This window comes from Streptomyces sp. NBC_00887, from assembly GCF_045207585.1.
Genome location: NZ_CP108788.1, coordinates 8224316 through 8248571, shown reverse-complemented (window position 1 = coordinate 8248571; position 24256 = coordinate 8224316). Strand labels below are relative to the sequence as shown.

General features: G+C 66.3%; 18 protein-coding genes, 2 rRNA genes and 4 pseudogenes. 11 read left to right on the top strand and 13 right to left on the bottom strand.

What is annotated here, in order from left to right; all coding sequences use genetic code 11:
* Positions 1 to 105: 105 nt before the first annotated feature.
* The 3 genes and pseudogenes from OG844_RS37615 to OG844_RS37605 all read right to left on the bottom strand — a co-directional run.
* Positions 106 to 3230 (bottom strand): 23S ribosomal RNA (locus tag OG844_RS37615).
* A 301-nt stretch (positions 3231 to 3531) separates the two neighbouring features.
* Positions 3532 to 5057 (bottom strand): 16S ribosomal RNA (locus OG844_RS37610).
* Together the 16S and 23S rRNA genes form the textbook arrangement of a ribosomal RNA operon.
* Before the next feature lie 676 nt (positions 5058 to 5733).
* Positions 5734 to 6113 (bottom strand): annotated as a pseudogene (locus tag OG844_RS37605) (DNA-3-methyladenine glycosylase); the annotation flags it as partial.
* Positions 6114 to 6182: 69 nt separating this feature from the next.
* Here OG844_RS37605 and OG844_RS37600 point away from each other — a divergent pair.
* The 4 genes and pseudogenes from OG844_RS37600 to OG844_RS37585 form a co-directional block, all read left to right on the top strand.
* Positions 6183 to 6383, top strand: a pseudogene (locus tag OG844_RS37600) (recombinase family protein); the annotation flags it as partial.
* Positions 6384 to 6442: 59 nt separating this feature from the next.
* Complete coding sequence (locus OG844_RS37595) at positions 6443 to 7147, top strand: recombinase family protein (RefSeq protein ID WP_406389134.1); 705 nt, start codon at positions 6443 to 6445, stop codon at positions 7145 to 7147.
* Between the two features lie 189 nt (positions 7148 to 7336).
* A complete protein-coding gene (locus OG844_RS37590) occupies positions 7337 to 7633 on the top strand; it encodes a hypothetical protein (RefSeq protein ID WP_406389135.1) in 297 nt (98 codons plus the stop codon).
* Positions 7634 to 7919: 286 nt separating this feature from the next.
* Positions 7920 to 8445, top strand: a pseudogene (locus OG844_RS37585) (DUF6879 family protein).
* A gap of 359 nt (positions 8446 to 8804) precedes the next feature.
* On the opposite strand, the gene OG844_RS37580 reads toward OG844_RS37585, so the two are convergent.
* Together OG844_RS37580 and OG844_RS37575 are read right to left on the bottom strand one after the other, a co-directional pair.
* On the bottom strand, positions 8805 to 9416 hold the full coding sequence (locus OG844_RS37580; RefSeq protein WP_406389136.1) for a DNA-3-methyladenine glycosylase: 612 nt from the start codon (positions 9414 to 9416) through the stop codon (positions 8805 to 8807).
* 14 nt (positions 9417 to 9430) lie between these two features.
* Positions 9431 to 9688 (bottom strand): annotated as a pseudogene (locus OG844_RS37575) (DNA-3-methyladenine glycosylase); the annotation flags it as partial.
* 86 nt (positions 9689 to 9774) lie between these two features.
* Between OG844_RS37575 and OG844_RS37570 the strand changes: the two are divergent.
* The 3 genes from OG844_RS37570 to OG844_RS37560 all read left to right on the top strand — a co-directional run bounded on the left by OG844_RS37570 (position 9775) and on the right by OG844_RS37560 (position 11792).
* Positions 9775 to 10557, top strand: coding sequence for a sporulation protein (locus OG844_RS37570; RefSeq protein ID WP_406389138.1), 783 nt, complete (start codon positions 9775 to 9777; stop codon positions 10555 to 10557).
* Positions 10558 to 10610: 53 nt separating this feature from the next.
* A complete protein-coding gene (locus OG844_RS37565) occupies positions 10611 to 11144 on the top strand; it encodes a YbhB/YbcL family Raf kinase inhibitor-like protein (protein ID WP_406389140.1) in 534 nt (177 codons plus the stop codon).
* A 141-nt stretch (positions 11145 to 11285) separates the two neighbouring features.
* Positions 11286 to 11792: an HNH endonuclease gene (locus OG844_RS37560; RefSeq protein WP_329212538.1), complete on the top strand. Its 507-nt coding sequence runs from the start codon at positions 11286 to 11288 to the stop codon at positions 11790 to 11792.
* Between the two features lie 51 nt (positions 11793 to 11843).
* On the opposite strand, the gene OG844_RS37555 is transcribed toward OG844_RS37560, so the two are convergent.
* From OG844_RS37555 to OG844_RS37540, 4 genes are all read right to left on the bottom strand, one after another.
* A complete protein-coding gene (locus OG844_RS37555; RefSeq protein ID WP_351177476.1) occupies positions 11844 to 12611 on the bottom strand; it encodes a sulfite exporter TauE/SafE family protein in 768 nt (255 codons plus the stop codon).
* Positions 12612 to 12695: 84 nt separating this feature from the next.
* The gene (locus tag OG844_RS37550) at positions 12696 to 13625 is read right to left on the bottom strand and encodes an SPFH domain-containing protein (RefSeq protein ID WP_329212534.1); all 930 of its coding nucleotides are present in this window, start codon (positions 13623 to 13625) and stop codon (positions 12696 to 12698) included.
* A 128-nt stretch (positions 13626 to 13753) separates the two neighbouring features.
* Positions 13754 to 14182 (bottom strand): NfeD family protein, encoded by a 429-nt coding sequence (locus OG844_RS37545; RefSeq protein WP_406389142.1) that lies wholly within the window; start codon positions 14180 to 14182, stop codon positions 13754 to 13756.
* A 67-nt stretch (positions 14183 to 14249) separates the two neighbouring features.
* The gene (locus OG844_RS37540; protein ID WP_406389143.1) at positions 14250 to 15047 is read right to left on the bottom strand and encodes an ABC transporter ATP-binding protein; all 798 of its coding nucleotides are present in this window, start codon (positions 15045 to 15047) and stop codon (positions 14250 to 14252) included.
* 122 nt (positions 15048 to 15169) lie between these two features.
* On the opposite strand from OG844_RS37540, the gene OG844_RS37535 reads away from it, so the two are divergent.
* Positions 15170 to 15949 carry a hypothetical protein gene (locus OG844_RS37535; RefSeq protein WP_406395902.1) on the top strand — a complete coding sequence of 260 codons (780 nt, stop codon included), beginning with the start codon at positions 15170 to 15172 and terminating at the stop codon, positions 15947 to 15949.
* A 145-nt stretch (positions 15950 to 16094) separates the two neighbouring features.
* Here the strand turns inward: OG844_RS37535 and OG844_RS37530 are convergent, their stop codons facing one another.
* From OG844_RS37530 to OG844_RS37520, 3 genes are all read right to left on the bottom strand, one after another.
* On the bottom strand, positions 16095 to 16346 hold the full coding sequence (locus tag OG844_RS37530) for a chaplin family protein (RefSeq protein ID WP_406396047.1): 252 nt from the start codon (positions 16344 to 16346) through the stop codon (positions 16095 to 16097).
* Positions 16347 to 16507: 161 nt separating this feature from the next.
* Positions 16508 to 17152, bottom strand: coding sequence for a response regulator transcription factor (locus OG844_RS37525; protein ID WP_329212524.1), 645 nt, complete (start codon positions 17150 to 17152; stop codon positions 16508 to 16510).
* Entirely contained in the window at positions 17145 to 18290 is a 1146-nt protein-coding gene (locus OG844_RS37520) for a GAF domain-containing sensor histidine kinase (RefSeq protein ID WP_406389145.1), read from the bottom strand. Before OG844_RS37520 ends, OG844_RS37525 begins: the two co-directional genes overlap by 8 nt.
* 381 nt (positions 18291 to 18671) lie before the next feature.
* On the opposite strand from OG844_RS37520, the gene OG844_RS37515 reads away from it, so the two are divergent.
* From OG844_RS37515 to OG844_RS37505, 3 genes are all read left to right on the top strand, one after another.
* Positions 18672 to 19376 carry an SDR family NAD(P)-dependent oxidoreductase gene (locus OG844_RS37515; protein ID WP_406389147.1) on the top strand — a complete coding sequence of 235 codons (705 nt, stop codon included), beginning with the start codon at positions 18672 to 18674 and terminating at the stop codon, positions 19374 to 19376.
* Positions 19373 to 20428, top strand: a complete 1056-nt coding sequence (locus tag OG844_RS37510; RefSeq protein ID WP_406389149.1) for an S-adenosylmethionine:tRNA ribosyltransferase-isomerase — start codon at positions 19373 to 19375, stop codon at positions 20426 to 20428. Before OG844_RS37515 ends, OG844_RS37510 begins: the two co-directional genes overlap by 4 nt.
* 303 nt (positions 20429 to 20731) lie before the next feature.
* Positions 20732 to 21484 carry a transglycosylase SLT domain-containing protein gene (locus OG844_RS37505; RefSeq protein WP_406389150.1) on the top strand — a complete coding sequence of 251 codons (753 nt, stop codon included), beginning with the start codon at positions 20732 to 20734 and terminating at the stop codon, positions 21482 to 21484.
* 138 nt (positions 21485 to 21622) lie between these two features.
* Here the strand turns inward: OG844_RS37505 and OG844_RS37500 are convergent, their stop codons facing one another.
* The gene (locus OG844_RS37500; RefSeq protein ID WP_406389152.1) at positions 21623 to 24196 is read right to left on the bottom strand and encodes an FHA domain-containing protein; all 2574 of its coding nucleotides are present in this window, start codon (positions 24194 to 24196) and stop codon (positions 21623 to 21625) included.
* Positions 24197 to 24256: the final 60 nt, after the last annotated feature.

The following is a 24256-nucleotide window of genomic DNA, read 5'->3' as shown; positions in this document are numbered from 1 at the left end:
GCATCGGCACTTAGCGAACAAGCACACTTTTCAATTAAGTAGTGAAACTGTTCAACCAGCACGACTATTCGTGGCCTGGGAACAACACAGTGGACGCGAGCAACTGAGGACAAGCCCTCGGCCTATTAGTACCAGTCAGCTCCACCCGTTACCGGGCTTCCACATCTGGCCTATCAACCCAGTCGTCTACTGGGAGCCTTAACCACTCAAGGTGGTGGGAATACTCATCTCGAAGCAGGCTTCCCGCTTAGATGCTTTCAGCGGTTATCCTTTCCGAACGTAGCCAACCAGCCATGCCCTTGGCAGGACAACTGGCACACCAGAGGTTCGTCCGTCCCGGTCCTCTCGTACTAGGGACAGCCCTTCTCAATATTCCTACGCGCACAGCGGATAGGGACCGAACTGTCTCACGACGTTCTAAACCCAGCTCGCGTACCGCTTTAATGGGCGAACAGCCCAACCCTTGGGACCGACTCCAGCCCCAGGATGCGACGAGCCGACATCGAGGTGCCAAACCATCCCGTCGATATGGACTCTTGGGGAAGATCAGCCTGTTATCCCCGGGGTACCTTTTATCCGTTGAGCGACAGCGCTTCCACAAGCCACTGCCGGATCACTAGTCCCGACTTTCGTCCCTGCTCGACCCGTCGGTCTCACAGTCAAGCTCCCTTGTGCACTTACACTCAACACCTGATTGCCAACCAGGCTGAGGGAACCTTTGGGCGCCTCCGTTACTCTTTAGGAGGCAACCGCCCCAGTTAAACTACCCATCAGACACTGTCCCTGATCCGGATCACGGACCTAGGTTAGACATCCAGCACGACCAGAGTGGTATTTCAACGACGACTCCACAACCACTGGCGTGGCCGCTTCAAAGTCTCCCACCTATCCTACACAAGCCGAACCGAACACCAATATCAAACTATAGTAAAGGTCCCGGGGTCTTTCCGTCCTGCTGCGCGAAACGAGCATCTTTACTCGTAGTGCAATTTCACCGGGCCTATGGTTGAGACAGTCGAGAAGTCGTTACGCCATTCGTGCAGGTCGGAACTTACCCGACAAGGAATTTCGCTACCTTAGGATGGTTATAGTTACCACCGCCGTTTACTGGCGCTTAAGTTCTCAGCTTCGCACACCCGAAAGTGCACTAACCGGTCCCCTTAACGTTCCAGCACCGGGCAGGCGTCAGTCCGTATACATCGCCTTACGGCTTCGCACGGACCTGTGTTTTTAGTAAACAGTCGCTTCTCGCTGGTCTCTGCGGCCACCCCCAGCTCAGGAAGCAAGTTCCCTCACCAGTGATGGCCCCCCTTCTCCCGAAGTTACGGGGGCATTTTGCCGAGTTCCTTAACCATAGTTCACCCGAACGCCTCGGTATTCTCTACCTGACTACCTGAGTCGGTTTAGGGTACGGGCCGCCATGAAACTCGCTAGAGGCTTTTCTCGACAGCATAGGATCATCCACTTCACCACAATCGGCTCGGCATCAGGTCTCAGCCTTAATGTGTGACGGATTTACCTGCCACACGGCCTACACCCTTACCCCGGGACTACCACCGCCCGGGCTGGACTACCTTCCTGCGTCACCCCATCGCTTACCTAATACAAGTCTGGTTCATCGGCTCCACCACTACCCTCAACTCCGAAGAGATCGGGCCGGCTTCACGGACTTAGCATCGCCTGATTCAGTATTGGGCGTTTCAAAGCGGGTACCGGAATATCAACCGGTTGTCCATCGACTACGCCTGTCGGCCTCGCCTTAGGTCCCGACTTACCCTGGGCAGATCAGCTTGACCCAGGAACCCTTAGTCAATCGGCGCACACGTTTCTCACGTGTGTATCGCTACTCATGCCTGCATTCTCACTCGTGAACCGTCCACAACTCGCTTCCGCGGCTGCTTCACCCGGCACACGACGCTCCCCTACCCATCCCAGCCCCCGTTGGGGGTATGTGCTGGAATGACACGACTTCGGCGGTACGCTTGAGCCCCGCTACATTGTCGGCGCGGAATCACTTGACCAGTGAGCTATTACGCACTCTTTCAAGGGTGGCTGCTTCTAAGCCAACCTCCTGGTTGTCTCTGCGACTCCACATCCTTTCCCACTTAGCGTACGCTTAGGGGCCTTAGTCGATGCTCTGGGCTGTTTCCCTCTCGACCATGGAGCTTATCCCCCACAGTCTCACTGCCGTGCTCTCACTTACCGGCATTCGGAGTTTGGCTAAGGTCAGTAACCCGGTAGGGCCCATCGCCTATCCAGTGCTCTACCTCCGGCAAGAAACACACGACGCTGCACCTAAATGCATTTCGGGGAGAACCAGCTATCACGGAGTTTGATTGGCCTTTCACCCCTAACCACAGGTCATCCCCCAGGTTTTCAACCCTGGTGGGTTCGGTCCTCCACGAAGTCTTACCTCCGCTTCAACCTGCCCATGGCTAGATCACTCCGCTTCGGGTCTTGAGCGCGCTACTAAATCGCCCTATTCGGACTCGCTTTCGCTACGGCTTCCCCACACGGGTTAACCTCGCAACACACCGCAAACTCGCAGGCTCATTCTTCAAAAGGCACGCAGTCACGACTGCTGTTCCGAAGAACAACAGCGACGCTCCCACGGCTTGTAGGCACACGGTTTCAGGTACTATTTCACTCCGCTCCCGCGGTACTTTTCACCATTCCCTCACGGTACTATCCGCTATCGGTCACCAGGGAATATTTAGGCTTAGCGGGTGGTCCCGCCAGATTCACACGGGATTTCTCGGGCCCCGTGCTACTTGGGTGTCTCTTAAACGAGCCGTTGATGTTTCAGCTACGGGGGTCTTACCCTCTACGCCGGACCTTTCGCATGTCCTTCGCCTACACCAACGGTTTCTGACTCGTCTCACAGTCGGCAGACCATGAAAAAGAGATCCCACAACCCCGCATGCGCAACCCCTGCCGGGTATCACACGCATACGGTTTGGCCTCATCCAGTTTCGCTCGCCACTACTCCCGGAATCACGGTTGTTTTCTCTTCCTGCGGGTACTGAGATGTTTCACTTCCCCGCGTTCCCTCCACACTGCCTATGTGTTCAGCAGTGGGTGACAGCCCATGACGACTGCCGGGTTTCCCCATTCGGAAACCCCCGGATCAAAGCTTGGTTGACAGCTCCCCGGGGACTATCGTGGCCTCCCACGTCCTTCATCGGTTCCTGGTGCCAAGGCATCCACCGTGCGCCCTTAAAAACTTGGCCACAGATGCTCGCGTCCACTGTGCAGTTCTCAAACAACGACCAGCCACCCATCACCCCGTTCCGAAGAACGAGTGCACTGGGGCCGGCAACCGAAGATCCAGACTCAACGAGCCCGTACCTTCAGATACCCAACAGCGTGCCCGACCCGACCGATCCCTCTCACTTTCCACGCCGAAGCAGTACTCGCAAAAACAACCTGTCGTGCCGAATAGTCAACGTTCCACCCATGAGCAACCACCGTCGAACATTTGCCGACGAAATGGTCTCTGGATTCCCCGAAGAGAACCTAGATGCTCCTTAGAAAGGAGGTGATCCAGCCGCACCTTCCGGTACGGCTACCTTGTTACGACTTCGTCCCAATCGCCAGTCCCACCTTCGACAGCTCCCTCCCACAAGGGGTTGGGCCACCGGCTTCGGGTGTTACCGACTTTCGTGACGTGACGGGCGGTGTGTACAAGGCCCGGGAACGTATTCACCGCAGCAATGCTGATCTGCGATTACTAGCAACTCCGACTTCATGGGGTCGAGTTGCAGACCCCAATCCGAACTGAGACCGGCTTTTTGAGATTCGCTCCGCCTCGCGGCATCGCAGCTCATTGTACCGGCCATTGTAGCACGTGTGCAGCCCAAGACATAAGGGGCATGATGACTTGACGTCGTCCCCACCTTCCTCCGAGTTGACCCCGGCAGTCTCCTGTGAGTCCCCATCACCCCGAAGGGCATGCTGGCAACACAGAACAAGGGTTGCGCTCGTTGCGGGACTTAACCCAACATCTCACGACACGAGCTGACGACAGCCATGCACCACCTGTATACCGACCACAAGGGGGGCACCATCTCTGATGCTTTCCGGTATATGTCAAGCCTTGGTAAGGTTCTTCGCGTTGCGTCGAATTAAGCCACATGCTCCGCTGCTTGTGCGGGCCCCCGTCAATTCCTTTGAGTTTTAGCCTTGCGGCCGTACTCCCCAGGCGGGGAACTTAATGCGTTAGCTGCGGCACCGACGACGTGGAATGTCGCCAACACCTAGTTCCCAACGTTTACGGCGTGGACTACCAGGGTATCTAATCCTGTTCGCTCCCCACGCTTTCGCTCCTCAGCGTCAGTAATGGCCCAGAGATCCGCCTTCGCCACCGGTGTTCCTCCTGATATCTGCGCATTTCACCGCTACACCAGGAATTCCGATCTCCCCTACCACACTCTAGCTAGCCCGTATCGAATGCAGACTCGGGGTTAAGCCCCGAGCTTTCACATCCGACGTGACAAGCCGCCTACGAGCTCTTTACGCCCAATAATTCCGGACAACGCTCGCACCCTACGTATTACCGCGGCTGCTGGCACGTAGTTAGCCGGTGCTTCTTCTGCAGGTACCGTCACTTGCGCTTCTTCCCTGCTGAAAGAGGTTTACAACCCGAAGGCCGTCATCCCTCACGCGGCGTCGCTGCATCAGGCTTTCGCCCATTGTGCAATATTCCCCACTGCTGCCTCCCGTAGGAGTCTGGGCCGTGTCTCAGTCCCAGTGTGGCCGGTCGCCCTCTCAGGCCGGCTACCCGTCGTCGCCTTGGTAGGCCATTACCCCACCAACAAGCTGATAGGCCGCGGGCTCATCCTTCACCGCCGGAGCTTTTAACCCCGTCCCATGCAGGACAGAGTATTATCCGGTATTAGACCCCGTTTCCAGGGCTTGTCCCAGAGTGAAGGGCAGATTGCCCACGTGTTACTCACCCGTTCGCCACTAATCCACCCCGAAGGGCTTCATCGTTCGACTTGCATGTGTTAAGCACGCCGCCAGCGTTCGTCCTGAGCCAGGATCAAACTCTCCATGAATGTTTTCCCGTAATCGGGAGAGCACCATAAAAGAGCGGGACAACCAACCGGAATAGGGCTGGTCATCCACAGCGTCCTCGCTGATGTTGCCTACCCGCCACATGGGCCAGTAGGACTTCAAAGGAACCACCAACCCACCGAAGTGGGCCGGGGTATCAACAAATTTGGCGTTGACTTTTGGCACGCTGTTGAGTTCTCAAGGAACGGACGCTTCCTTCGGTCCCGTTTCACCGGGGCCCTCCGGGCGCTTCCCTTCGTTCTTGCGTTTCCGACTCTATCAGACTCTTTCGTGTCCGATTCCCGGCCGAAGCGGGCCCCCTGCGAAGCAGGAGAATTCTTACTGCGCTTTCCAGTTCTTCGCTTTCGCGCTTTCCCTTTCCAGCGATTCCAACTTTACCAGACTCTTTTCCGTTCCGTTTCCGGTCCGAATGTGATTCCGGTGGCCTGTGGACTGGCCTTTGCCTTTCGGCATGTTCACTACGCTAGCCGATTTCCGTGGCGACTCATAATCGAGCCGCGGGACAATTTCGGCATGCCGAAATTGCACCCGTCAGGGCGAATCGAAGGTAGTGGTTGGCCCTCTCCCGATGCTCCGACCCGGTCCGATGGACCGTGCCAACAACAACTGCATCCGTTCAAGCGGCTCGGACTACATTAGGCAACGGGCAGGGGCGAGTCAAGTTGCGCGGCGGCGTGGCGCATGGGCCTGTAAGGGCTCACCGTGGGGTCGCCGTCGATCCAGAAGCGCCACGGCTGATGGGAACCGTCACCGCCCACCCCGGTGCGCGGGCCGCTTCGCACCTGGTCACGAAGTGGCGGGGTGCCACGCAGCAAGGACAGGGGGCGGCACGGTCCTTCTACGACATCGCTGCCGTTGAGCGTTCGGTCGACTCCGAGGGCCATGGCCAGGCGGGCCGGCCCTTTGGCCAGTTCTCTGTCATTGCGGGCCGAGAACCGACGTTTGCGGGCCGTCTCGGCACCCTCGCCGATCTCGCCGGCCCGGAGCAGGACACCGCTCGCCGTCGGGCCACACGCGAGGTTCAGACAGTGCCACATCCATAGGTACGTCAGGCATGTACGTCGTTGGGCAGCATCGGCAAAGCGACGACAAGCAGGAGACGGGCAGTGCGAGCGATCATCTACGCCAGGCTCAGCCCCACCCCGAGGGGCGAGGAATCCAAGGGTGGGAACCTGACACAACAGGTCGAGCTGAGTCAGGCGCTGTGCGACCGGAAGGGCTGGTCAGTCGTAGTCACGATCGTTGAGAAGGACACGTCGGCTTCGACGAAGCGGGGAACCAAGCGGAGCGCGGAGTGGGAACGCGTCAAAGCTCTGGTGGAGGACGGTAAGGCGGACGCCATCGTGTCCCGCCACTACGACCGCATATGTACCGCACCCCCGGGGATCTTGAAGACCTGGTGGACCTGGCCGAGGCGACCGGCGTCACGCTGGCAGCGGCACAGGCGCAGGGAGTGCTCGACCTGTCCACCCCGTCCGGCCGTCTCGCTGCTCGCATCGGCGCTGTGGTGGCTCGCAACGAGACCGAGATGCGAGTCGAGCGTCAGGTGCTCGGACACCAGCGGCGCAGGGAGTCGGGGAGGCCCTTCTGGAGTACTCGCCCCTTCGGCTTCGAGCGGGACGGCAGGCACCGGGAAGCGGAGGCGGAGGCCCTGCGGCAGGCGTACCGGGATGTCCTGGCCGGCGTCACCCTCTGGTCCATCGCGAAGGACTGGAACACGCGTGGCCTGCTCTCGCCGCACGGCAAGGAGTGGCGCAGCTCGAACCTCCGGGTGGTCCTCTTGAAGCCGAGGAACGCGGGAATCCAGACGTACTCGCAGTGGGTCGAGAAGCGGGACGGGACGCGCGTGCGGCGGACCGAGGAGACCGGCGCGGGCAACTGGGAGGCGATCGTCTCCGAGGGCATGTTCCGGGCCCTGGTCCGCTACCTGAGCGACCCGGAGCGCAACACGGGCGGCGGCGGCAAGCGCAAGGCCCTGCTGTCCGGCGTGGTCCGCTGCTCGAAGTGCCAGGCCATCGTCACTCAGGGGTGGAGCAAGAAGAACGCGGCAGGCGAGCGGTACCGCATCTAGACCTGTTCGGGTGGCCGGTGCATCACCTGCCCGGCTGACCCGCTGGACTCCTTCGTAGTCAGGAAGGTCATCGACAGGGCCGAGGAGTGGAACGCTGCACCGGCCACAGATGCCGCAGACGAGGAGCGGGAGGCCGAGCTGCTGGCCAAGGAGACGGCCGCATCCGAGAGGCGGACCGCCCTGGCGGAGATGTTCGCCGTAGGGGACATCGACGCGTCGGCCCTGCGAACGGGCATCGGCAGGTGTGACGCCGACCTGACCGAGATCCGGGCCGAGCTGGCAGACCTGGCATCGCAGCGGGTGCGTGTCGACCTCGGCGACATCGAGTACCTGTGGGAGGAGCTGGACTACGAGGACCCCGACCGCATCGACTACGTGCGGACCGTCGTCATGCGGGTCTGCGAGCGCGTCGAGTCGATGCCGCGCGGTCGCGGGGTCCGATCCTTCAAGGGCGAGCACTGCCGGATCACGTTCCGGAACCCTTGAGATCCGACCGCGGAGAGCCGAGTCGGCCGTCGGCGCTCGGTGAGCACTGGCCCTGTCTGACGAGTGTCGGGCAGGGCCCTTCGCCATGCCCGTCGAGGAAGCGCGCCTTTCGCTTCCCAGTTCATGCAACAACGTGCATGAGTCACGTCCGTGCATGGACGGCCGCAAGCGGCCCCTTTACGGTCGTCTCAGGCGGCCTGACCGGGCCGCCAAGTCAAGGCCTTCGCTCCCCCGCAAAGGGAAGGACTCGTGGAGGTCCCCGAGAGCGTTCTTCGGGAGGCCGTTCGTGCTCTTGGATGGTGAGGAGTGGCGGGCGACGCTCCGAGGCTTCCAGTCGGAGGCGTGGCGACTGGAAACCCTGCCCCAGTACCTCGTGCCGCAGGGGGCGGAAGAGCTCGAAGCCTTCCGGGCAGGCAAGCGCGTCGACCCGCACGCCTACTCCTCCGCGTACACGGAAGACCTGAAGCGGTTGCGCGGCGAGGGTAAGAGCAAGGGGCGAGTACACGTCCTGACTCGACCGCTCTCCGAGTACCTGCGCTTCGAGTTCTCCCGGTACTACGCCCCACACGGGGTCGCCGGGGAGGACATCCGCATCCTTGACGTGACCGAGCGAGAGAACCCGTTGCCGGAAGTCCGGGGACTTCTGGATGTTCGACCGCTCGACGGTCGTCCTGATGCACTACGAGGGCGACGGCACGCAGATCAGCCGGGAGCTGTACGAGGGCGACCCTGCGCCGTTCATCGAGCGGCAGCGCATCGCCGTTGCCGAGTCGGTTCCCTTCCTGGAGTACGCGGAGCGCGTGACGGAGTGACGTTCGAAGCTGAGCAGCTTGGCGAGTCTGGTACTGAACTGTGGCTCGGGAGATTCCGAGGGCCTTGGCGATGGCACTGACGCTCTCTCCCAGATCGCCTGGACAGCTGGTGCGAGCTGCTCGTCGATCTGGCCTGGAGGTTGCCGACCCGGACGAGAACGGTGGGATGCGTTCCTTCGTAAGACGTCATCGCAGGAGGACAGAAGCGGAGTACGACATCAGACCCGGCGGGCCCCCGCCAGCAGGCACTCGACCGGCCAGGGATGCGCCACAGGGCGCGCTCGCGGACGATCACGCACCGACTGACCCAACTCTCCGCACCGACTCACCGGCGGGCCGTCAGCAAGGCGCACAGCGAGTCAGGCTCCTGTGGTCGGTTTGGCTCTCGGGCTCAGTCGGTACGCCGAGACCGTTGGATCGTCGGCAAGGTAGAACCGGTGTTGCCAGTCGTGGGCCTTGCTCACGCCTACCCGAGGACCAACCCGGATGAGCGCGGCAGGCACCGGCTCCCCCTCGGACAGCGTGACCGAGGGACCCGTTAGGAGGTCTGCGCCGTTGTGCTCTGCCGTGATGCCGAGTGCCTGGCCGACGTTCCCCGGACCGCGAGCGAGACGTGGACTCTCGACCTTCGCCCCTCGCCGCTTGCGTGCCAGGTCTTCACCCTCGATGACCCTGCCTGCCCGGATGAGGACACCCGAGGCGATGCCATCCGTACCGGTGACCACGTTGGCGCACCAGTGGAGACCGTGGGACCGGTAGACGTAGAGGTGTCCTGCGGGCCCGAACATGGTGGCATTGCGGGCAGTCCGGCCCCCGTAGGCGTGGGAAGCTGGATCAGTCATACCGGAATACGCCTCGGTCTCCGTGATGGCGATGCTCACGGTTCCCTCGGGGGTCTTGCAGGTGAGGACGGTCCCGAGCAGCTTGGGGGCGACCTCTTCGGCAGGATGGGCGAGGAAGTCGATGTTCATGCTGACCGCCTTGACATCCCGTACGTGAAGTAGACGTACGAATGACCGGGCGGGCCGAACATCACGCTGTTGCGTGGTGTGGAACCGCGGAAGGCGTGGGAGCCGGGATCGATCTCGCCTGCGTACGCCTCCACCTCGGTCAGCCGCAGCTCGATGGGGCCGTCCTCACCGGCGCGGACGAGCACGCGGCCCAGGAGGTCGGGGGCCACGTCCAGGACCGGCCGGTCGAAGAAGTCCCGCGTCAGCGGCGTACGGTCCATGCCCTCGTTCATGGCGTCCGAGGGTACTGGGCTCGCGGCTCCGGGAACCGGCTACGGTCGTGACGCGTATGTAGGGGTCAGGACCAAGGAGGAAAATCATGGGCTTCAAGCGGTTGCTCGCGAGCATGGGTGCCGGCGGTGCTTCGGTGGAAACCGAGCTGACCGAACTCAACGTCGTCCCCGGTGGGGTCGTTCAGGGCGAGGTGCGGATCCAGGGCGGTTCCGTCGACCAGCAGATCGAGGGACTTTCGGTCGGTCTGCAGGCCCGGGTCGAGATCGAGGGCGCGGACCAGGAGACCAAGCAGGACATCGAGTTCACCAAGCTGCGTCTCGGCGGTGCCTTCGAGGTCAAGGCGGGCGCCGTCCACGTCGTGCCGTTCGGGCTCGAGATTCCGTGGGAGACCCCGATCACGACGTTCGCCGGGCAGCACCTGCACGGCATGAACATCGGAGTGACCACGGAGCTGGAGATCGCCCGTGCCGTGGACTCGGGTGACCTGGACCCGATCAACGTGCACCCCCTGCCTGCGCAGCAGGCCATCCTGGACGCCTTCGCGCAGCTCGGCTTCGGGTTCCGCAGCGCGGACATGGAGCGCGGCCACATCCGTGGCACGCGCCAGCGTCTGCCCTTCTACCAGGAGATCGAGTTCGTCCCGCCGCAGCAGTACCGCGGGCTCAACCAGGTCGAGCTGACGTTCGTCGCCGACGACCGCGAGATGGACGTCGTGCTGGAAATGGACAAGAAGCCGGGTCTCTTCAGCGAAGGCAGCGACTCCTACCGCGCGTTCAAGGTCGGCCACAACGACTTCCAGGGCACGGACTGGGCCGCGTACCTCAACCAGTGGCTCGCCCAGGTCGGCGGACAGCGCAACTGGCTCTGACGGGCTCTAGGGTCGGTGGGGAGACTTCACAGCCGACCAGGAGAGGTTCTGACGTGACCGAGCCGAAGAGGGCGCCGTTGCCGCACGACTTCCATCCCGAGGTACCCCCGTTCACCGTGGTGAGCAAGGACCTCGCGCCGGGAGCCGTGCTGGCGGACGCGCAGGTGTTCGCGGCGGGTAACACTTCGCCGCAGTTGCGGTGGGAGGGCTTCCCCACGGATACGAAGAGCTTCGCCGTGACGTGTTTCGACCCGGACGCCCCGACGGGCAGCGGGTTCTGGCACTGGGTGGTCTTCGACATCCCGGCTTCGGTCACGGAACTCCCGGCCGGCGCGGGGAGCGGCACGTTCGAGGGGCTGCCCGCGGGCGCCGTTCAGGCCCGTAACGACTACGGGTCGAAGGACTTCGGAGGTGCCGCGCCACCGGCGGGGGAGAACCACCGCTATGTCTTCACCGTGTACGCGGTGGACACCGAGAAGCTCGGGCCGGACAGCGACGCCTCGCCTGCCGCGGTGGGATTCAATCTGCGGTTCCACACCCTGGGACGGGCCCAGCTGATCGGTGAGTACGCGTCTCCCGAAAGCTGAGGGTTCGCCTCCTGTTTGCCCTGCCCTGGTCTTGGAGAGATCAGGGCAGGGCAATTTTTATTGCGTTGTCCATCACGGCTCGCCCGGCCAGAGTTGATCCGGGCCAGCCAGGAGGCGGCCGGCACACGGGAGGTGGGCAGGATGCGGGACACACTGGTGCTCAACGCGAGCTTCGAGCCGCTGTCGACGGTGACACTCAACCGCGCGGTGGTTCTGATCCTGCAGGACAAGGCTGTCGTCGAGCAGTCGCACCCGGGACTCCGTATGCGTGGTGCGGCCGTCGACATCCCGGTGCCCGTGGTGATCAGGCTCTGCCGGTACGTACGGGTGCCGTTCCGAAGACACGCCCCGTGGTCCAGAAGGGGTGTACTCATACGGGACCAGCACCGGTGCGCGTACTGCGGACGGCGGGCCAGCACCGTCGACCACGTGGTGCCGCGTGCACAGGGGGGTCAGGACACCTGGCTGAACACCGTGGCCTCGTGCGCCGAGGACAACCACCGCAAGGCGGCGCGGACGCCGGAGCAGGCGGACATGCCGCTGCTCCGTAAGCCGTTCGTGCCCTCGCCCGCGGACGCGATGCTGCTCGCGCTCGGGGCCGGTGACCGGTCGGTGCTGCCGGAGTGGCTGGCGCGGTCCGCCGCGTAGCCCGCGAGGTTCACGGAGAAGCCCGTCTCCCCCGGGAGGCGGGCTTCTCCGTCAGCGGAGCAGCAGCTGGACGATGGCCGCGGTGCCGACGACGACGATGAGGGCGCGCAGGAAGCCCGGGCTGAGCTTGCGGCCGACCTTGGCGCCTATCTGGCCGCCGATCGCCGACCCCACGGCGATGAGGACGACGGCCGTCCAGTCGAAGTCCGCGACGAAGAGGAAGAAGAGTGCCGCGACGCTGTTGACGACGGCGGCGAGTACGTTCTTGACGGCGTTGAGGCGCTGCATCGTGTCGTCGAGCAGCATGCCCATCAGGGAGAGGTAGATGATTCCCTGGGCCGCCGTGAAGTAGCCGCCGTAGACGCTGGCGAGTGTCAGTCCCGTGAACAGGAGCGGCCCGCCGTCGGGGTGGGCCGGAGCCCCACTGTGTGCGCGGCGGCGCTGGACGGCCTTGCTGATGCGGGGCTGCAGAATGACCAGTACGAGGGCGAGTGCCACCAGGACGGGGACGATCGTCTCGAACGCCGTGGAGGGCAGGGCCAGCAGGAGTGTGGCGCCGGTGAGGCCGCCGATGAGTGCGCCGATGCTCAGCTTGATGATGCGGCGGCGCTGGCCTGCGAGTTCGGCCCGGTACCCGATGGCGCCGCTGATCGAGCCGGGGATCAGGCCGAGGGCGTTGGAGACGGTGGCGGTGACCGGCGGCAGTCCGGTGGCGAGCAGGACGGGGAAGGTGATCAACGTGCCTGAGCCGACGATCGTGTTGATCGTGCCCGCGCCGACTCCGGCCGCGAAGACCGCGAGAATTTCCCAGATGGACAAGGCCATCCCCTTCGATGGTCAGTGACGCCTCCCCGCCATCAAGGTCGAGGGGCCTCACTGATCATGCACGAAGGTCATTCGCGGTCAGTCGACCGGGGGCTGCTCGCGGCGCTCGGGTCCCGTGCTGAAGCCGGGGGCGCCGCTGCCGAGGTTGCCGAAGGCACCGCTGAGGCCCTTGAGCGCGTCGCCGATCTCGCTGGGCACGATCCAGAGCTTGTTGGCGTCACCCTCGGCGATCTTCGGAAGCATCTGGAGGTACTGGTAGGAGAGCAGCTTCTGGTCGGGGTCTCCGGCGTGGATGGCCTCGAAGACCGTACGAATGGCCTGGGACTCGCCTTCGGCGCGCAGGGCGGATGCCTTGGCCTCACCTTCGGCGCGCAGGATCGCGGACTGCTTCTCGCCCTCGGCGGTGAGGATGGCGGACTGCCTGATGCCTTCCGCGGTCAGGATCGCGGCGCGCTTGTCGCGGTCGGCGCGCATCTGCTTCTCCATCGAGTCCTGGATGGAGGTGGGCGGTTCGATGGCCTTGAGCTCGACGCGGTTGACGCGGATGCCCCACTTGCCGGTGGCTTCGTCGAGGACTCCGCGCAGGGCCGCGTTGATCTCCTCGCGGGAGGTCAGGGTCCGTTCGAGGTCCATGCCGCCGATGATGTTGCGGAGGGTGGTGACGGTGAGCTGCTCGATCGCCTGGATGTAGCTGGCGACCTCGTAGGTCGCGGCCCGGGCGTCGGTCACCTGGTAGTAGATGACGGTGTCGATGTTGACCACCAGGTTGTCCTGGGTGATCACCGGCTGGGGCGGGAAGGGAACGACCTGTTCGCGGAGGTCGATCCGGTTGCGGATCGAGTCGATGAACGGGACGACGATGTTCAGCCCGGCGTTGAGGGTGCGGGTGTAGCGGCCGAAGCGCTCCACGATGGCGGCACTGGCCTGTGGGATGACCTGGATCGTCTTGATCAGGGCGATGAAGACGAGCACCACCAGAATGATCAGGACGATGATGATCGGTTGCATCGTGTGCCTCGTGCCCTTCGGTTGCCGACGGATCGCGATGATCGAGGTCGAGTGCTCATGACGGTTGCATTCTCATGATGATCGACTTCGAGTTTGGCAGACTGCGGGCTGCCGCGTGACCGGTTCGCTCACATGACGACGGCCGTTGCACCGTCGATCTCGACGACATCGACCTGTTGTCCGGGTTCGAAGCTCTGATCGCTGTCGAGCGTGCGCGCGGACCAGACCTCACCGGCCAGCTTGATGCGGCCGCCGCTGCCGTCCACCCGTTCCAGCACGACGGCTTGACGGCCTTTCAGCGCGTCGATGCCGGAGGCGTGGTGGGTCTGGCCGGCGCGGTGCCTGGCGGCGATCGGGCGTACGACCGCGACCAGCGCCACGGACACCAGGACGAAGACCAGTACTTGGGCGACGATGCCACCGCCGAGTGCGGCGACGACCGCCGCGGCCACGGCTCCCACGGCGAACATTCCGAACTCGGGCATCGCGGTCAGGACGAGGGGGATACCCAGTCCCACGGCGCCGATCAACCACCATACCCACGCGTCGATTTCCACGTGTTCATCGTAGGACCGCAGGTGCCCTCGCGGACAGGGCGCCGGGGGACGGCTGTTGTGCGGATCCTCAGGAGAGCGGAAGCCCCTTGGCGGTGTAGCGGTCGCCGGTGTGCTCGACGACGAGCGGCAGGCCGAAGCAGAGGGAGAGGTTGCGGGAGCTGAGCTCCGTCTCCATCGGGCCTGCGGCGAGCACCTTTCCCTGACGGATCATCAGGACGTGGGTGAAGCCGGGCGCGATCTCCTCGACGTGGTGGGTGACCATGATCATGGAGGGGGCGTACTGGTCACGGGCGAGCCGGCCCAGGCGGCGGACCAGGTCCTCGCGGCCGCCGAGGTCGAGGCCTGCGGCGGGCTCGTCGAGCAGGAGCAGCTCGGGGTCGGTCATCATGGCGCGGGCGATCAGGGTCCGCTTGCGCTCACCCTCGGAAAGGGTGCCGAACTTGCGGTCGAGGTAGTCGGTCATGCCCAGCCGGTCGAGGAAGGCGCGGGCGCGCTCCTCGTCGACGGCCTCGTAGTTCTCGTGCCAGGTCGCGGTCATGCCGTACGCGGCGGTGAGCACCGTCTGCAGCACGGTCTGGCGCTTGGGGAGCTTCTCGGCCATGGCGATACCGGCGATCCCGATGCGGGGCCGGAGCTCGAAGACGTCGGTGCCGACGCCGCCGAGCTCCTCACCGAGGATCCTGGCCTTGCCGGTGCTCGGGAAGAGGTAGCTGGACGCAATGTTGAGCAGCGTGGTCTTGCCGGCGCCGTTCGGTCCGAGGATGACCCAGCGCTCCCCCTCCTTGACCGACCAGGAGACGTCGTCCACCAGAGCGCGTCCGTCGCGGACCACGGATACGTCCACCAGCTCCAGTACATCGCTCATGAGCGCGTTGTCTCCCCATGCAGTCTCGAGATCGTCGCGTGCCTGTGGGCACAGCTCCCAGGGAAAACCTACGCCACCCGAAGAGTGCTCCAGCCCTTAGGGCGGTTGCCTAGGCTGTCCCCATGCTTTCGGAACCACGCTCAGGGCGGCTGACCGCATGGGGAAACGCACTTTTGGCCGGACTTGTGTCACCGGACGACGCTGCGCTCGCGATTGTCGGGGAGGACGCGGTGCACCGCGTCGAGGGCCTGCCGGGTGAGGCGGGGCCGGTCGGGCTCACGCTGGCGCTCGGCCGGCTGAGGGGGCTCGGCGCGACCGGTTTCCGGGTCGCGCTGCCGGTGCCCGGGCATCCGCTGGGGCTCAGCGGGCCGCCGGACTTCAACGCGCGGGCACTGGACGCCGAGGAGGCGGTGGTCACGTCCGGAGCGCCGTACGGACTCGTCCCGGAGGTGAGCGAGGCAGGGCCGGCCGGGGACGTGCACGTCGAGGTGGTGTGGCGCTGCCTGCCGGTGCGGGAGGCGCCGCCGGCGGATGTGCCGTCGCTGAGCGAGGCGGAGCGGGAGCTGGCGGAGGCCCTGCGGGATGCGACGGCGGTGCTGTCCCGGCTGGATGTGGCAGGTTCCGGGCCGGTTGCCGAGGCCGCGGTGGATGCGTACCGGGCACGGGCGGAGCGGGGCCGTGAGGTGCTGGCTCCGGGGTATCCGGCGCGGGCGGTACGGGTGCTCGAACTGGCCCAGCGGGTGGGGCTGCTGATCTCGGTGGCCCATGAGAACGGGCACGGCGGCGCGGTGAGCTCCTCGGAGATCGCGGCTCGGGGCGAGGCGCTGCGGCCGGTGGAACGGGTTGCCCGGCGGGCGCAGGTCGCGGCGTACAACGCGTATGTGGAGGAGCGGGGGCGCTAGGTCCCCTCGTCGGATCATGGCCCCCTCGTTCGGATCGTGCCGGGCTCGCGGGCCCTGATCCGTACGGAAGACCCTGGCGGCCCCGCACGCGAACCGCCGGACGGGCTCGATCGGCCCGTCCGGCGGTTGGGTGCGGCAGCGCGGGTCAGCCGTTCAGGCCGAAGTTGCCGAAGGCCGGGTTGAGCAGGCCGATCACGTTGACCGTGTTGCCGACCACGTTCACGGGGACGTGCACGGGGACCTGGACGAGGTTGCCCGAGGCGACGCCCGGGGAGCCCACGGCCGCGCCGTGAGCACCGGCGCCGTTGTGGCCCGTGGCGGAGGCAGCCCCGGCACCGGCGGCGATGAGTCCACCGGCGATCATGGTGACGGCAGCGGCCTTCTTCAGGTTCTTCACTTCAGGATCCTCCTCGCGTCGCTGCGACCGACCGCCGCAGCACGCCATGGAGAACGCCTCGACGCCGCACAGGTTGCGCTGTTCGAGTGACATACACCCGACAGTATGAATCTCGGACTGGAGTGGAACCATCCGCTCCCCTCCCTCGGACCTCGGGCCCGTCAGCCTGCCGCCCCGTGCCGGACCGCCCAGAGTGCGGCCTGCGTCCTGTCCGACAGATCGAGCTTCATCAGGATGTTCGACACGTGCGTCTTGACGGTCTTCTCCGACAGGACCAGCGCCCGGGCGATCTCCCGGTTGGAGCGGCCGTCGGCGATCAGCCCGAGCACTTCCCGTTCCCGTTCGGTCAGGGTGCTCCCCCGGCCCGTACCGCTACCGGCGTCCTCCTGGGCCAGGAGCGCGCCTGCGACCTCCGGCTGGAGCAGGACGTGCCCAGCGTGGACCGAGCGGATGGCGCCGGCCAGCGCGTCCGGGTCGACGTCCTTGTACACGTAGCCGGACGCGCCCGCGCGCAGGGCGGGAACGACCGTGCGCTGTTCGGTGAAGCTGGTGACGATCAGTACCTTCGCGGGGTTCCCCAGCTCCCTGAGTTTGCGCAGGGCCTCGATCCCGTCCGTACCGGGCATCTTGATGTCCATCAGGACGACATCGGGCCGGAGCTCCTCGGTCCTGGCGACTCCCTCGGCTCCGTCGGAGGCTTCCCCGACGACCTCTATGTCGTCCTGGATCTCGAGGAACGTGCGCAGCCCCCGGCGGACGACCTGGTGGTCGTCGACCAGCAGCACCCTGATGATCTTGTCAGGCACAGGGGACCTCCATCTCGATCGTGGTGCCCTTGCCGGGCTCCGATGCAACGGTGAGCCTTCCCCCGACGCTGCCCGCCCGGTGGCGCATCGAGACGAGGCCCAGATGGCGGCCCGCGTGCCGGACGGCATGGGCGTCGAAGCCGCGGCCGTCGTCGGTGATCCGCAGCACCGTGGCGGAGGTGTGCCGACTGAGCGTGACGGCGACCTGTTCGGCGCCGGAGTGGCGGAGGGCGTTGTGCAGGGCCTCCTGGGCGACCCGGAGCAGGGCCTCCTCCTGCACGGAGGGCATCGCCCGGACTCCGGCGCTCTCGAAGGTGACCCGGGCACTGTGCGCGCGGTCCAGTACCTGGATCTGGGTACGCAGCGTGGCGACGAGACCGTCCTCGTCCAGGGCGGCCGGGCGCAGCTCCACGACGGCCGCGCGCAGCTCGTCCACGGCTTCCGCGGCCAGGGCCGCGACCTGCTGGAGCTCGCCCTTGGCGCGGGCGGGGTCGCGGTCGACGAGCGCGGCGGCGGCCTGGGCGGTCAGCCGGAGCGAGAAGAGCTTCTGGCTGACCGCGTCGTGCAGCTCATGCGCGAGCCGCGAGCGCTCCTCGGCGATCGTGAGCTCGCGGCTGCGTTCGTACAGTCTGGCGTTGACGAGCGCGATCGCCGCGTGCTGGGCGAGGATCGCGAGGAGTTCCTCGTCCTCCTCCGTGAAGCCGCAGCTGCCCTCGGGCTTGGGGCAGCGCTTGTTGGCGAGGAAGAGTGCGCCGATGATCTCGTCGCCGTCCTGGATGGGCAGGCCCAGGAAGTCGGACATGTCCGGGTGGGCGACGGGCCAGCCTTCGAAGCGGGGGTCCTTGCGGACGTCGGCGAGCCGCTCGGGCTTCGCCTCGTGGAGCATCGCGGCGAGGATGCCGTGCTGCCTGGGCAGCGGCCCGATGGCCTTCCACTGCTCGTCGCTGACCCCGTCCACGACGAACTGGGCGAAGCCCCCGTGGTCGTCGGGGACGCCCAGGGCCGCGTACTCGGCGTCGAGCAGTTCGCGCGCGGAGGCGACGATCGTCTTGAGGACGTCCCGCATTTCGAGGTGCCGGCTCATGGCGAGCAGCGCGGCACTCACCGCGGCGAGGCCCGACGGTGGGCGATGGCTCATGTCCTCACCGTACCGGCGGTCCCTCGGCCGCCGTATCGGGCTGTGGACGGCCGTCGGGTGGGGCTCGGGGACTAGGTCCTCGCTTCTGGATCAGGCCGGATCGGGGAGCGGGGGCTGGTGCGTGCGGCTGCAAGGCGGAGGAGGGAGCCCACGCGATGGGGTCTCCCCTGCTCGAGCGAAGCCGAGAGCTCGGGGAAGTAGGCGACTGACGACAACGCGGCAGATGTGCGTGCCGGCCCCCGCGAGCCCGGCCTGATCCAGACGCGAGGACCTAGGTCGAAGTGCCTTGTCGGGGTGCGGCCGATGGACGAGGCGGCGGCGGGAGCCGGGTTCCTACGTTGGTGGGGTCGGAGATTCACGAGGTTCGAGGGGACGGTTGCCGTGCCGATCGCGATGATCACGGGTGCGTCGAAGGGGCTGGGGCGTGCGCTGGCGGCGGCGCTGGCGCAGTTGGGCTGGGATCTCGTCCTGGACGCCCGGACGGCCGGGGTGCTGCGGGAGACGGCGCGGGAGCTGAGCCGCCTGTACGGGACACGGGTGGTGGCCGTCGCCGGGGATGTCACGGACGGGGCGCACCGCAAGGCCCTGGTGGCCGCCGCCGGGGAGCTGGACGTGCTGGTGAGCAATGCGAGCGCCCTGGGTGCCGAACCGCTCGTACCGCTGGAGTCGCTGCCCCTGGCCGGGCTGCGGGAGGCACTGGAGACGAATGTGGTGGCGGCGCTCGGCTTGGCGCAGGAGGCGCTGCCGCTGCTGAGGGCATCGGCGGCCGGAGCGGTGGTGACGGTGAGCTCGGACGCGGCGGCCGAGCCGTATCCGACGTGGGGCGGGTACGGGGCGTCCAAGGCCGCGCTCGACCAGCTGGCCGCGGTGCTGGGCGAGGAGGAACCGGGTCTGCGGGTGTGGGCCGTGGATCCGGGCGACATGCGGACGGACCTCTCTACGGCGGCGGTACCCGGGGACGCGGGGCCGCGGCCGGGTCCGGAGAGCGTGGCGCCCGCGTTCGTCCGGCTGCTGGAGCGGCGGCCGGCCGGCGGGCGGTATGCGGCCGCCGCCCTGCTGGAGGAGAAGGACGGGGAGCGGCGATGACGGCGCTGGATGCCCTGCGGGTGCCCGAGGAGCTGTCCGCCCGGGTCCCGGCCGAGCAGCGGGGTGCGGGGCGGGACGACATGCGGCTGCTGGTGTCGCGGGGTACGGCGGTTTCGCACCGGGCCTTCCGGGACCTGCCCCGGGAGCTGCGGGCCGGGGACGTACTCGTGGTGAACACGTCGACGACGCTGGCGGCCGCCGTGAACGGGCGCGTCGGCGGTGAGCGCGTCGTCGTGCACTTCTCGACCCGCGGCGAGGACGGCAGGTGGGCGGTGGAGCTGCGCCGCCCGGACGGGAACGGGACCACGCGGCCGCGCCCCGGCGGCCGGGCGGGAGCCGCCGTGCGGCTGCCGGGCGGGAACGTGCTGGTGCTGGACGAGCCGCTGGGTCCCCCGGCGGGCGCCAGGCTGTGGAGGGCGCGGGTGCCGCGGGACGTACCCGGGCTGCTGGGCCGGTACGGGCGGCCGATCCGGTACGCGTACACGGAGCGGGACCAGCCGCTGTCCGCGTATCAGACGGTGTTCGCCGTGCCCTCGCCCGACGGGGCGGGGTCGGCGGAGATGCCGAGTGCGGCGAGGCCGTTCACCCCGGGGCTGGTGGCGGCGCTGGTGAGCCGCGGGGTGCAGTTCGCCCCGCTCTCCCTTCATACGGGGGTGGCGTCGGCCGAGGCGCACGAGCCGCCGTATCCGGAGCGCTTCGCGGTGCCTCGTACGACGGCGTGGCTGGTCAACGCGGCACGGACGGGTGGCGGCAGGGTCGTGGCCGTGGGGACGACGGCGGTGCGGGCCCTGGAATCGGCGGCGGGGGCGGACGGAGTGGTGCGGGCCGCCTCGGGCTGGACGGACCTGGTGGTGACGCCGCAGCGGGGCGTGCGGGTGGTGGACGGGCTGCTGACCGGGCTGCACGAGCCGGAGGCCTCGCACCTGCTGATGCTGGAGGCGACAGCCGGGCGGGCCGTGCTGCAGCGCGGTTACGCCCAGGCCCTGCGCCACCGGTACCTCTGGCACGAGTTCGGGGACGTCCATCTCCTCCTACCGGGTTCCGGAAGCTAACACTCCGCATTACATGAGCAACGTTTCGTGAGCGCGGAGGGGTCCCCATGTGAGCCCAGGCATAGGGCCCACGTCACTTACGAAGATGAATAGTTGGAGCAAAACGGGCAATATTCCGGGCCCCAAACCGGACAAGGGGGTATGAACACCCCCGGGGTCCACTACTCAGCTTCGTACGTCACACCTTTGCCAGGCCGTTTTGCGGTCGCTAAGAATTGCACTCGTCCCCGACGGAGATGCGCACCGCCGCTTCCGTCTGCGTCCTCGCCGAGGACCCCCTGCAATTCGAAGAGGTACGACTGTATGTCCGTGTCCCGCATCTCCAGCCGTAGCCGTCGCCTGAACAAGGCGCAGAAGCTCTCCGTCGCGGGGGTCTCCACCCTGGCCGCCGCCGCTCTCGCTTTCTCCCTCGTCCCGGACAACGCCGCGGCGTCGACCGAGCCGCAGGCCATATCCGGTGCGCCGGTCGCCTTCGCCGGTGCCGCGCAGACCCAGAGCGTCCAGTCCAGCATCCTCGAGCAGCACTCCACCGCCGCTCAGCTGGTGAAGGCCGCCGACTCCGCCAAGGCCGCCGAGAAGAAGGCAGCCGCGAAGAACGAGGCGAAGGCCAAGGCCGTCGCCGAGGCCAAGAAGGACGCCGCAGCCAAGAAGAAGGCTGCCGCCGAGGCCAAGGCCGACGCGAAGAAGCGTGCCGCCAAGAAGGCCAGCCGTGCCGCCGACCGCAAGCCGGTCTACGCCAACAACCTGGACGGCTGGATTCGCGAGGCTCTCGCGATCATGGACAAGAAGAACATCCCCGGCACGTACGAGGGTCTGCACCGCAACATCATCCGCGAGTCCAGCGGTAACCCGCGCGCCATCAACGACTGGGACATCAACGCCATCAACGGCGTCCCGTCGAAGGGCCTGCTGCAGGTCATCAAGCCGACGTTCGACTTCTACCACGTGCCCGGCACCAAGCACGACCAGTACGACCCGGTCGCCAACATCACCGCTGCGGCCAACTACGCCGCGGACAAGTACGGCTCGATCGACAACGTCGACAGCGCGTACTGAGCCACGCACCGAGTCAGGCCTGGCATTTGAGGGCCAGCCGGTCCGCAGCGTCGCGTGACCGGCCGGCACATGCCGAAGGGCGGCACCCCACGGGGTTGCCGCCCTCGGGCGTTTCCGGGCCCGGTCGGGCCGGACGCGTTACTTGCGCATCACCTCGGGCTCGTGGCGCCGCAGCATCCGCGAGACCGCGAAGAAGAGGATGACGCTCATGAAGAGCATCACCGCGATGTTGATCCCCCACTGGCCGGCCGCGTGCTCCCAGAGCGGGTCCAGGTCGGTCGGGTTCTCGGGGTCCCACGGCGGCATGAGATGGGCCAGGTCCAGCGTGGTACCGGCCGCGGCCACGGCCCAGCGCGACGGCATCAGCCAGGCGAACTGCTCCAGGCCCGGGGAACCGTAGACCTGGAAGAGCACTCCGGTGAAGACGACCTGGACGATGGCGAACATGACGAGCAGCGGCATGGTCTTCTCGGCGGTCTTCACCAGCGCGGAGATCATCAGGCCGAACATCATCGACGTGAAGCCGAGCACGATGATCGACACGCAGATCTCCACGGCGGGCGGCATGAACAGGCCCTCGTCCGGAAGCTTCCGGGTGGAGAAGCCGATCCCGCAGATGATCACGCCCTGGAAGGCGGTGATCACGCCGAGGACGATCACCTTGGACAGCAGATAGGCGGAACGGGACAGACCGGTGGCCCGCTCCCGCTCGTAGATCACCCGTTCCTTGATCAACTCCCGTACGGAGTTGGCCGCGGCGGCGAAGCACATGCCGACCGCGAGGATCAGCATGATCGTCCCGGCCTTGCCGTTGAACCGGGAGGGCGGCTCGGGCTCCGCCAGGCCGAACTCCGCGGGGATGACCACGCTCACCACGCCGAGCACCGCCGGCAGGAGCACCATCAGGAGCAGGAAGCCCTTGTCGGACGCGATCACCGAGATGTAGCGGCGCATCAGCGTCCACAGCTGGGCCACCCAGCCGGAGGGCTTGGGGGGCCGGATCGACTGCGGCGGCGGCATGTGTACGGGCTGCGCGGCGACGGCGTCGATGTCCGCCGCGTACATCTGGTAGTGCTGCGAACCGCGCCAGCGGCCCGCCCAGTCGTAGTCGCGGTAGTTCTCGAACGCGGAGAAGACGTCGGCCCAGGTGCTGTAGCCGAAGAAGTTCAGCGCCTCCTCGGGCGGACCGAAGTAGGCAACGGATCCGCCGGGGGCCATCACCAGGAGCTTGTCGCAGATCGCCAGCTCGGCCACGGAGTGCGTGACGACGAGGACCGTACGGCCGTCGTCGGCGAGCCCGCGCAGCAGCTGCATGACGTCGCGGTCCATGCCCGGGTCGAGGCCCGAGGTCGGCTCGTCGAGGAAGATCAGCGACGGCTTGGTCAGCAGCTCCAGGGCGACCGAGACGCGCTTGCGCTGGCCGCCGGAGAGCGAGGTGATCTTCTTGTCCTTGTGGATGTCGAGCTTGAGCTCGGCGAGGACCTCGTGGATCCGGGCGGTGCGCTCGGCCTCGGTGGTGTCCGCGGGGAAGCGCAGCTTGGCCGCGTACCGCAGAGCCCGGGTGACCGTGAGCTCCTTGTGCAGGATGTCGTCCTGCGGGACCAGTCCGATGCGCTGCCGCAGCTCGGCGAACTGCTTGTACAGGTTCCGGTTGTCGTAGAGGACGTCGCCCCTGTTGGCGGGCCGGTAGCCGGTGAGCGCCTTGAGCAGGGTGGACTTACCGGATCCGGACGGGCCGATGACGGCGATCAGGGACTTCTCCGGAACGCCGAACGAGACGTCCTTGAGGATGTCCTTCCCTCCGTCGACCGTCACCGTGAGGTGGCGGGCGGAGAAGGAGACCTCACCGGTGTCGACGAACTCTTCCAGCCGGTCCCCGACCAGCCGGAAGGTCGAGTGACCGACGCCGACGATGTCGTTCGGGCCGATGAGCGCGGAGCCGGACTTGCTGAGCGGCTGGCCGTTGACGTACGTGCCGTTGTGGGATCCGAGGTCGCGGATCTCGAAGCGGCCGTCGGGCGTCGCACGGAATTCGGCGTGGAGGCGCGAGACCTGGAGGTCGGAGACGACCAGCTCGTTCTCCAGCGCACGGCCGATGCGCATGACCCGGCCGAGGTCCAGCTGGTGGAACGTGGTCGGGCTCCGGTCGCCGTACACCGGCGGGGCCCCCGCGACACCGCCGGGCCCTCCCGGTCCAGGTGCCGCGGGACCCTGCTGATGCGGGACCTGCGGCTGCTGCGCCTGCTGCGCCTGCTGCGCCTGCTGCGCCTGCTGCCAGCCTGCCTGCTGCTGTTGCTGTGCGGGGTCGTGCCAGCCGGCGACACCCTGCGGGGGCTGCTGGGGCTGCACGGGTGCGGGCGCCTGTTGCGCCGCCGCGGCCTGGCCGCTGTGGACACCGGCAGCCGCGGCAGCGCCGGTCAGGCTCAGCCGCGGCCCGTCCGTCGCGTTGCCCAGGTGCACCGACGAGCCGGGGCCGATCTCCATCTTCTGGATCCGATGGCCCTGCACATAGGTGCCGTTGGTGCTGCCGTGGTCCTCGATGACCCAGCTGCGACCACCCCAGCTGATCGTGGCATGCCGCCAGGAGACCCTGGCGTCGTCGATCATCAGGTCGCCCTGCGGATCGCGTCCGAGGGTGTACGACCTGGACGGATCGAGCGTCCAGGTCCTTCCATTCAATTCCAGTACGAGTTCCGGCACTCCGCGCCCCACTAGTTGTCCCCCGAGTTACCCCCGTTGCAGGGAGTCTAGGGATGCTGAACATCGTGGGGA

What these genes read in the sequence shown, in the direction of transcription:
- OG844_RS37595 (WP_406389134.1), top strand. Translation starts at nt 6,443, where the DNA reads ATGTACCGCACCCCCGGGGATCTTGAAGACCTGGTGGACCTGGCCGAG.
- OG844_RS37590 (WP_406389135.1), top strand. Translation starts at nt 7,337, where the DNA reads ATGTTCGCCGTAGGGGACATCGACGCGTCGGCCCTGCGAACGGGCATC.
- OG844_RS37580 (WP_406389136.1), bottom strand. Translation starts at nt 9,416, where the DNA reads ATGAACATCGACTTCCTCGCCCATCCTGCCGAAGAGGTCGCCCCCAAG.
- OG844_RS37570 (WP_406389138.1), top strand. Translation starts at nt 9,775, where the DNA reads ATGGGCTTCAAGCGGTTGCTCGCGAGCATGGGTGCCGGCGGTGCTTCG.
- OG844_RS37560 (WP_329212538.1), top strand. Translation starts at nt 11,286, where the DNA reads ATGCGGGACACACTGGTGCTCAACGCGAGCTTCGAGCCGCTGTCGACG.
- OG844_RS37550 (WP_329212534.1), bottom strand. Translation starts at nt 13,625, where the DNA reads ATGCAACCGATCATCATCGTCCTGATCATTCTGGTGGTGCTCGTCTTC.
- OG844_RS37540 (WP_406389143.1), bottom strand. Translation starts at nt 15,047, where the DNA reads ATGAGCGATGTACTGGAGCTGGTGGACGTATCCGTGGTCCGCGACGGA.
- OG844_RS37535 (WP_406395902.1), top strand. Translation starts at nt 15,170, where the DNA reads ATGCTTTCGGAACCACGCTCAGGGCGGCTGACCGCATGGGGAAACGCA.
- OG844_RS37520 (WP_406389145.1), bottom strand. Translation starts at nt 18,290, where the DNA reads ATGAGCCATCGCCCACCGTCGGGCCTCGCCGCGGTGAGTGCCGCGCTG.
- OG844_RS37510 (WP_406389149.1), top strand. Translation starts at nt 19,373, where the DNA reads ATGACGGCGCTGGATGCCCTGCGGGTGCCCGAGGAGCTGTCCGCCCGG.
- OG844_RS37505 (WP_406389150.1), top strand. Translation starts at nt 20,732, where the DNA reads ATGTCCGTGTCCCGCATCTCCAGCCGTAGCCGTCGCCTGAACAAGGCG.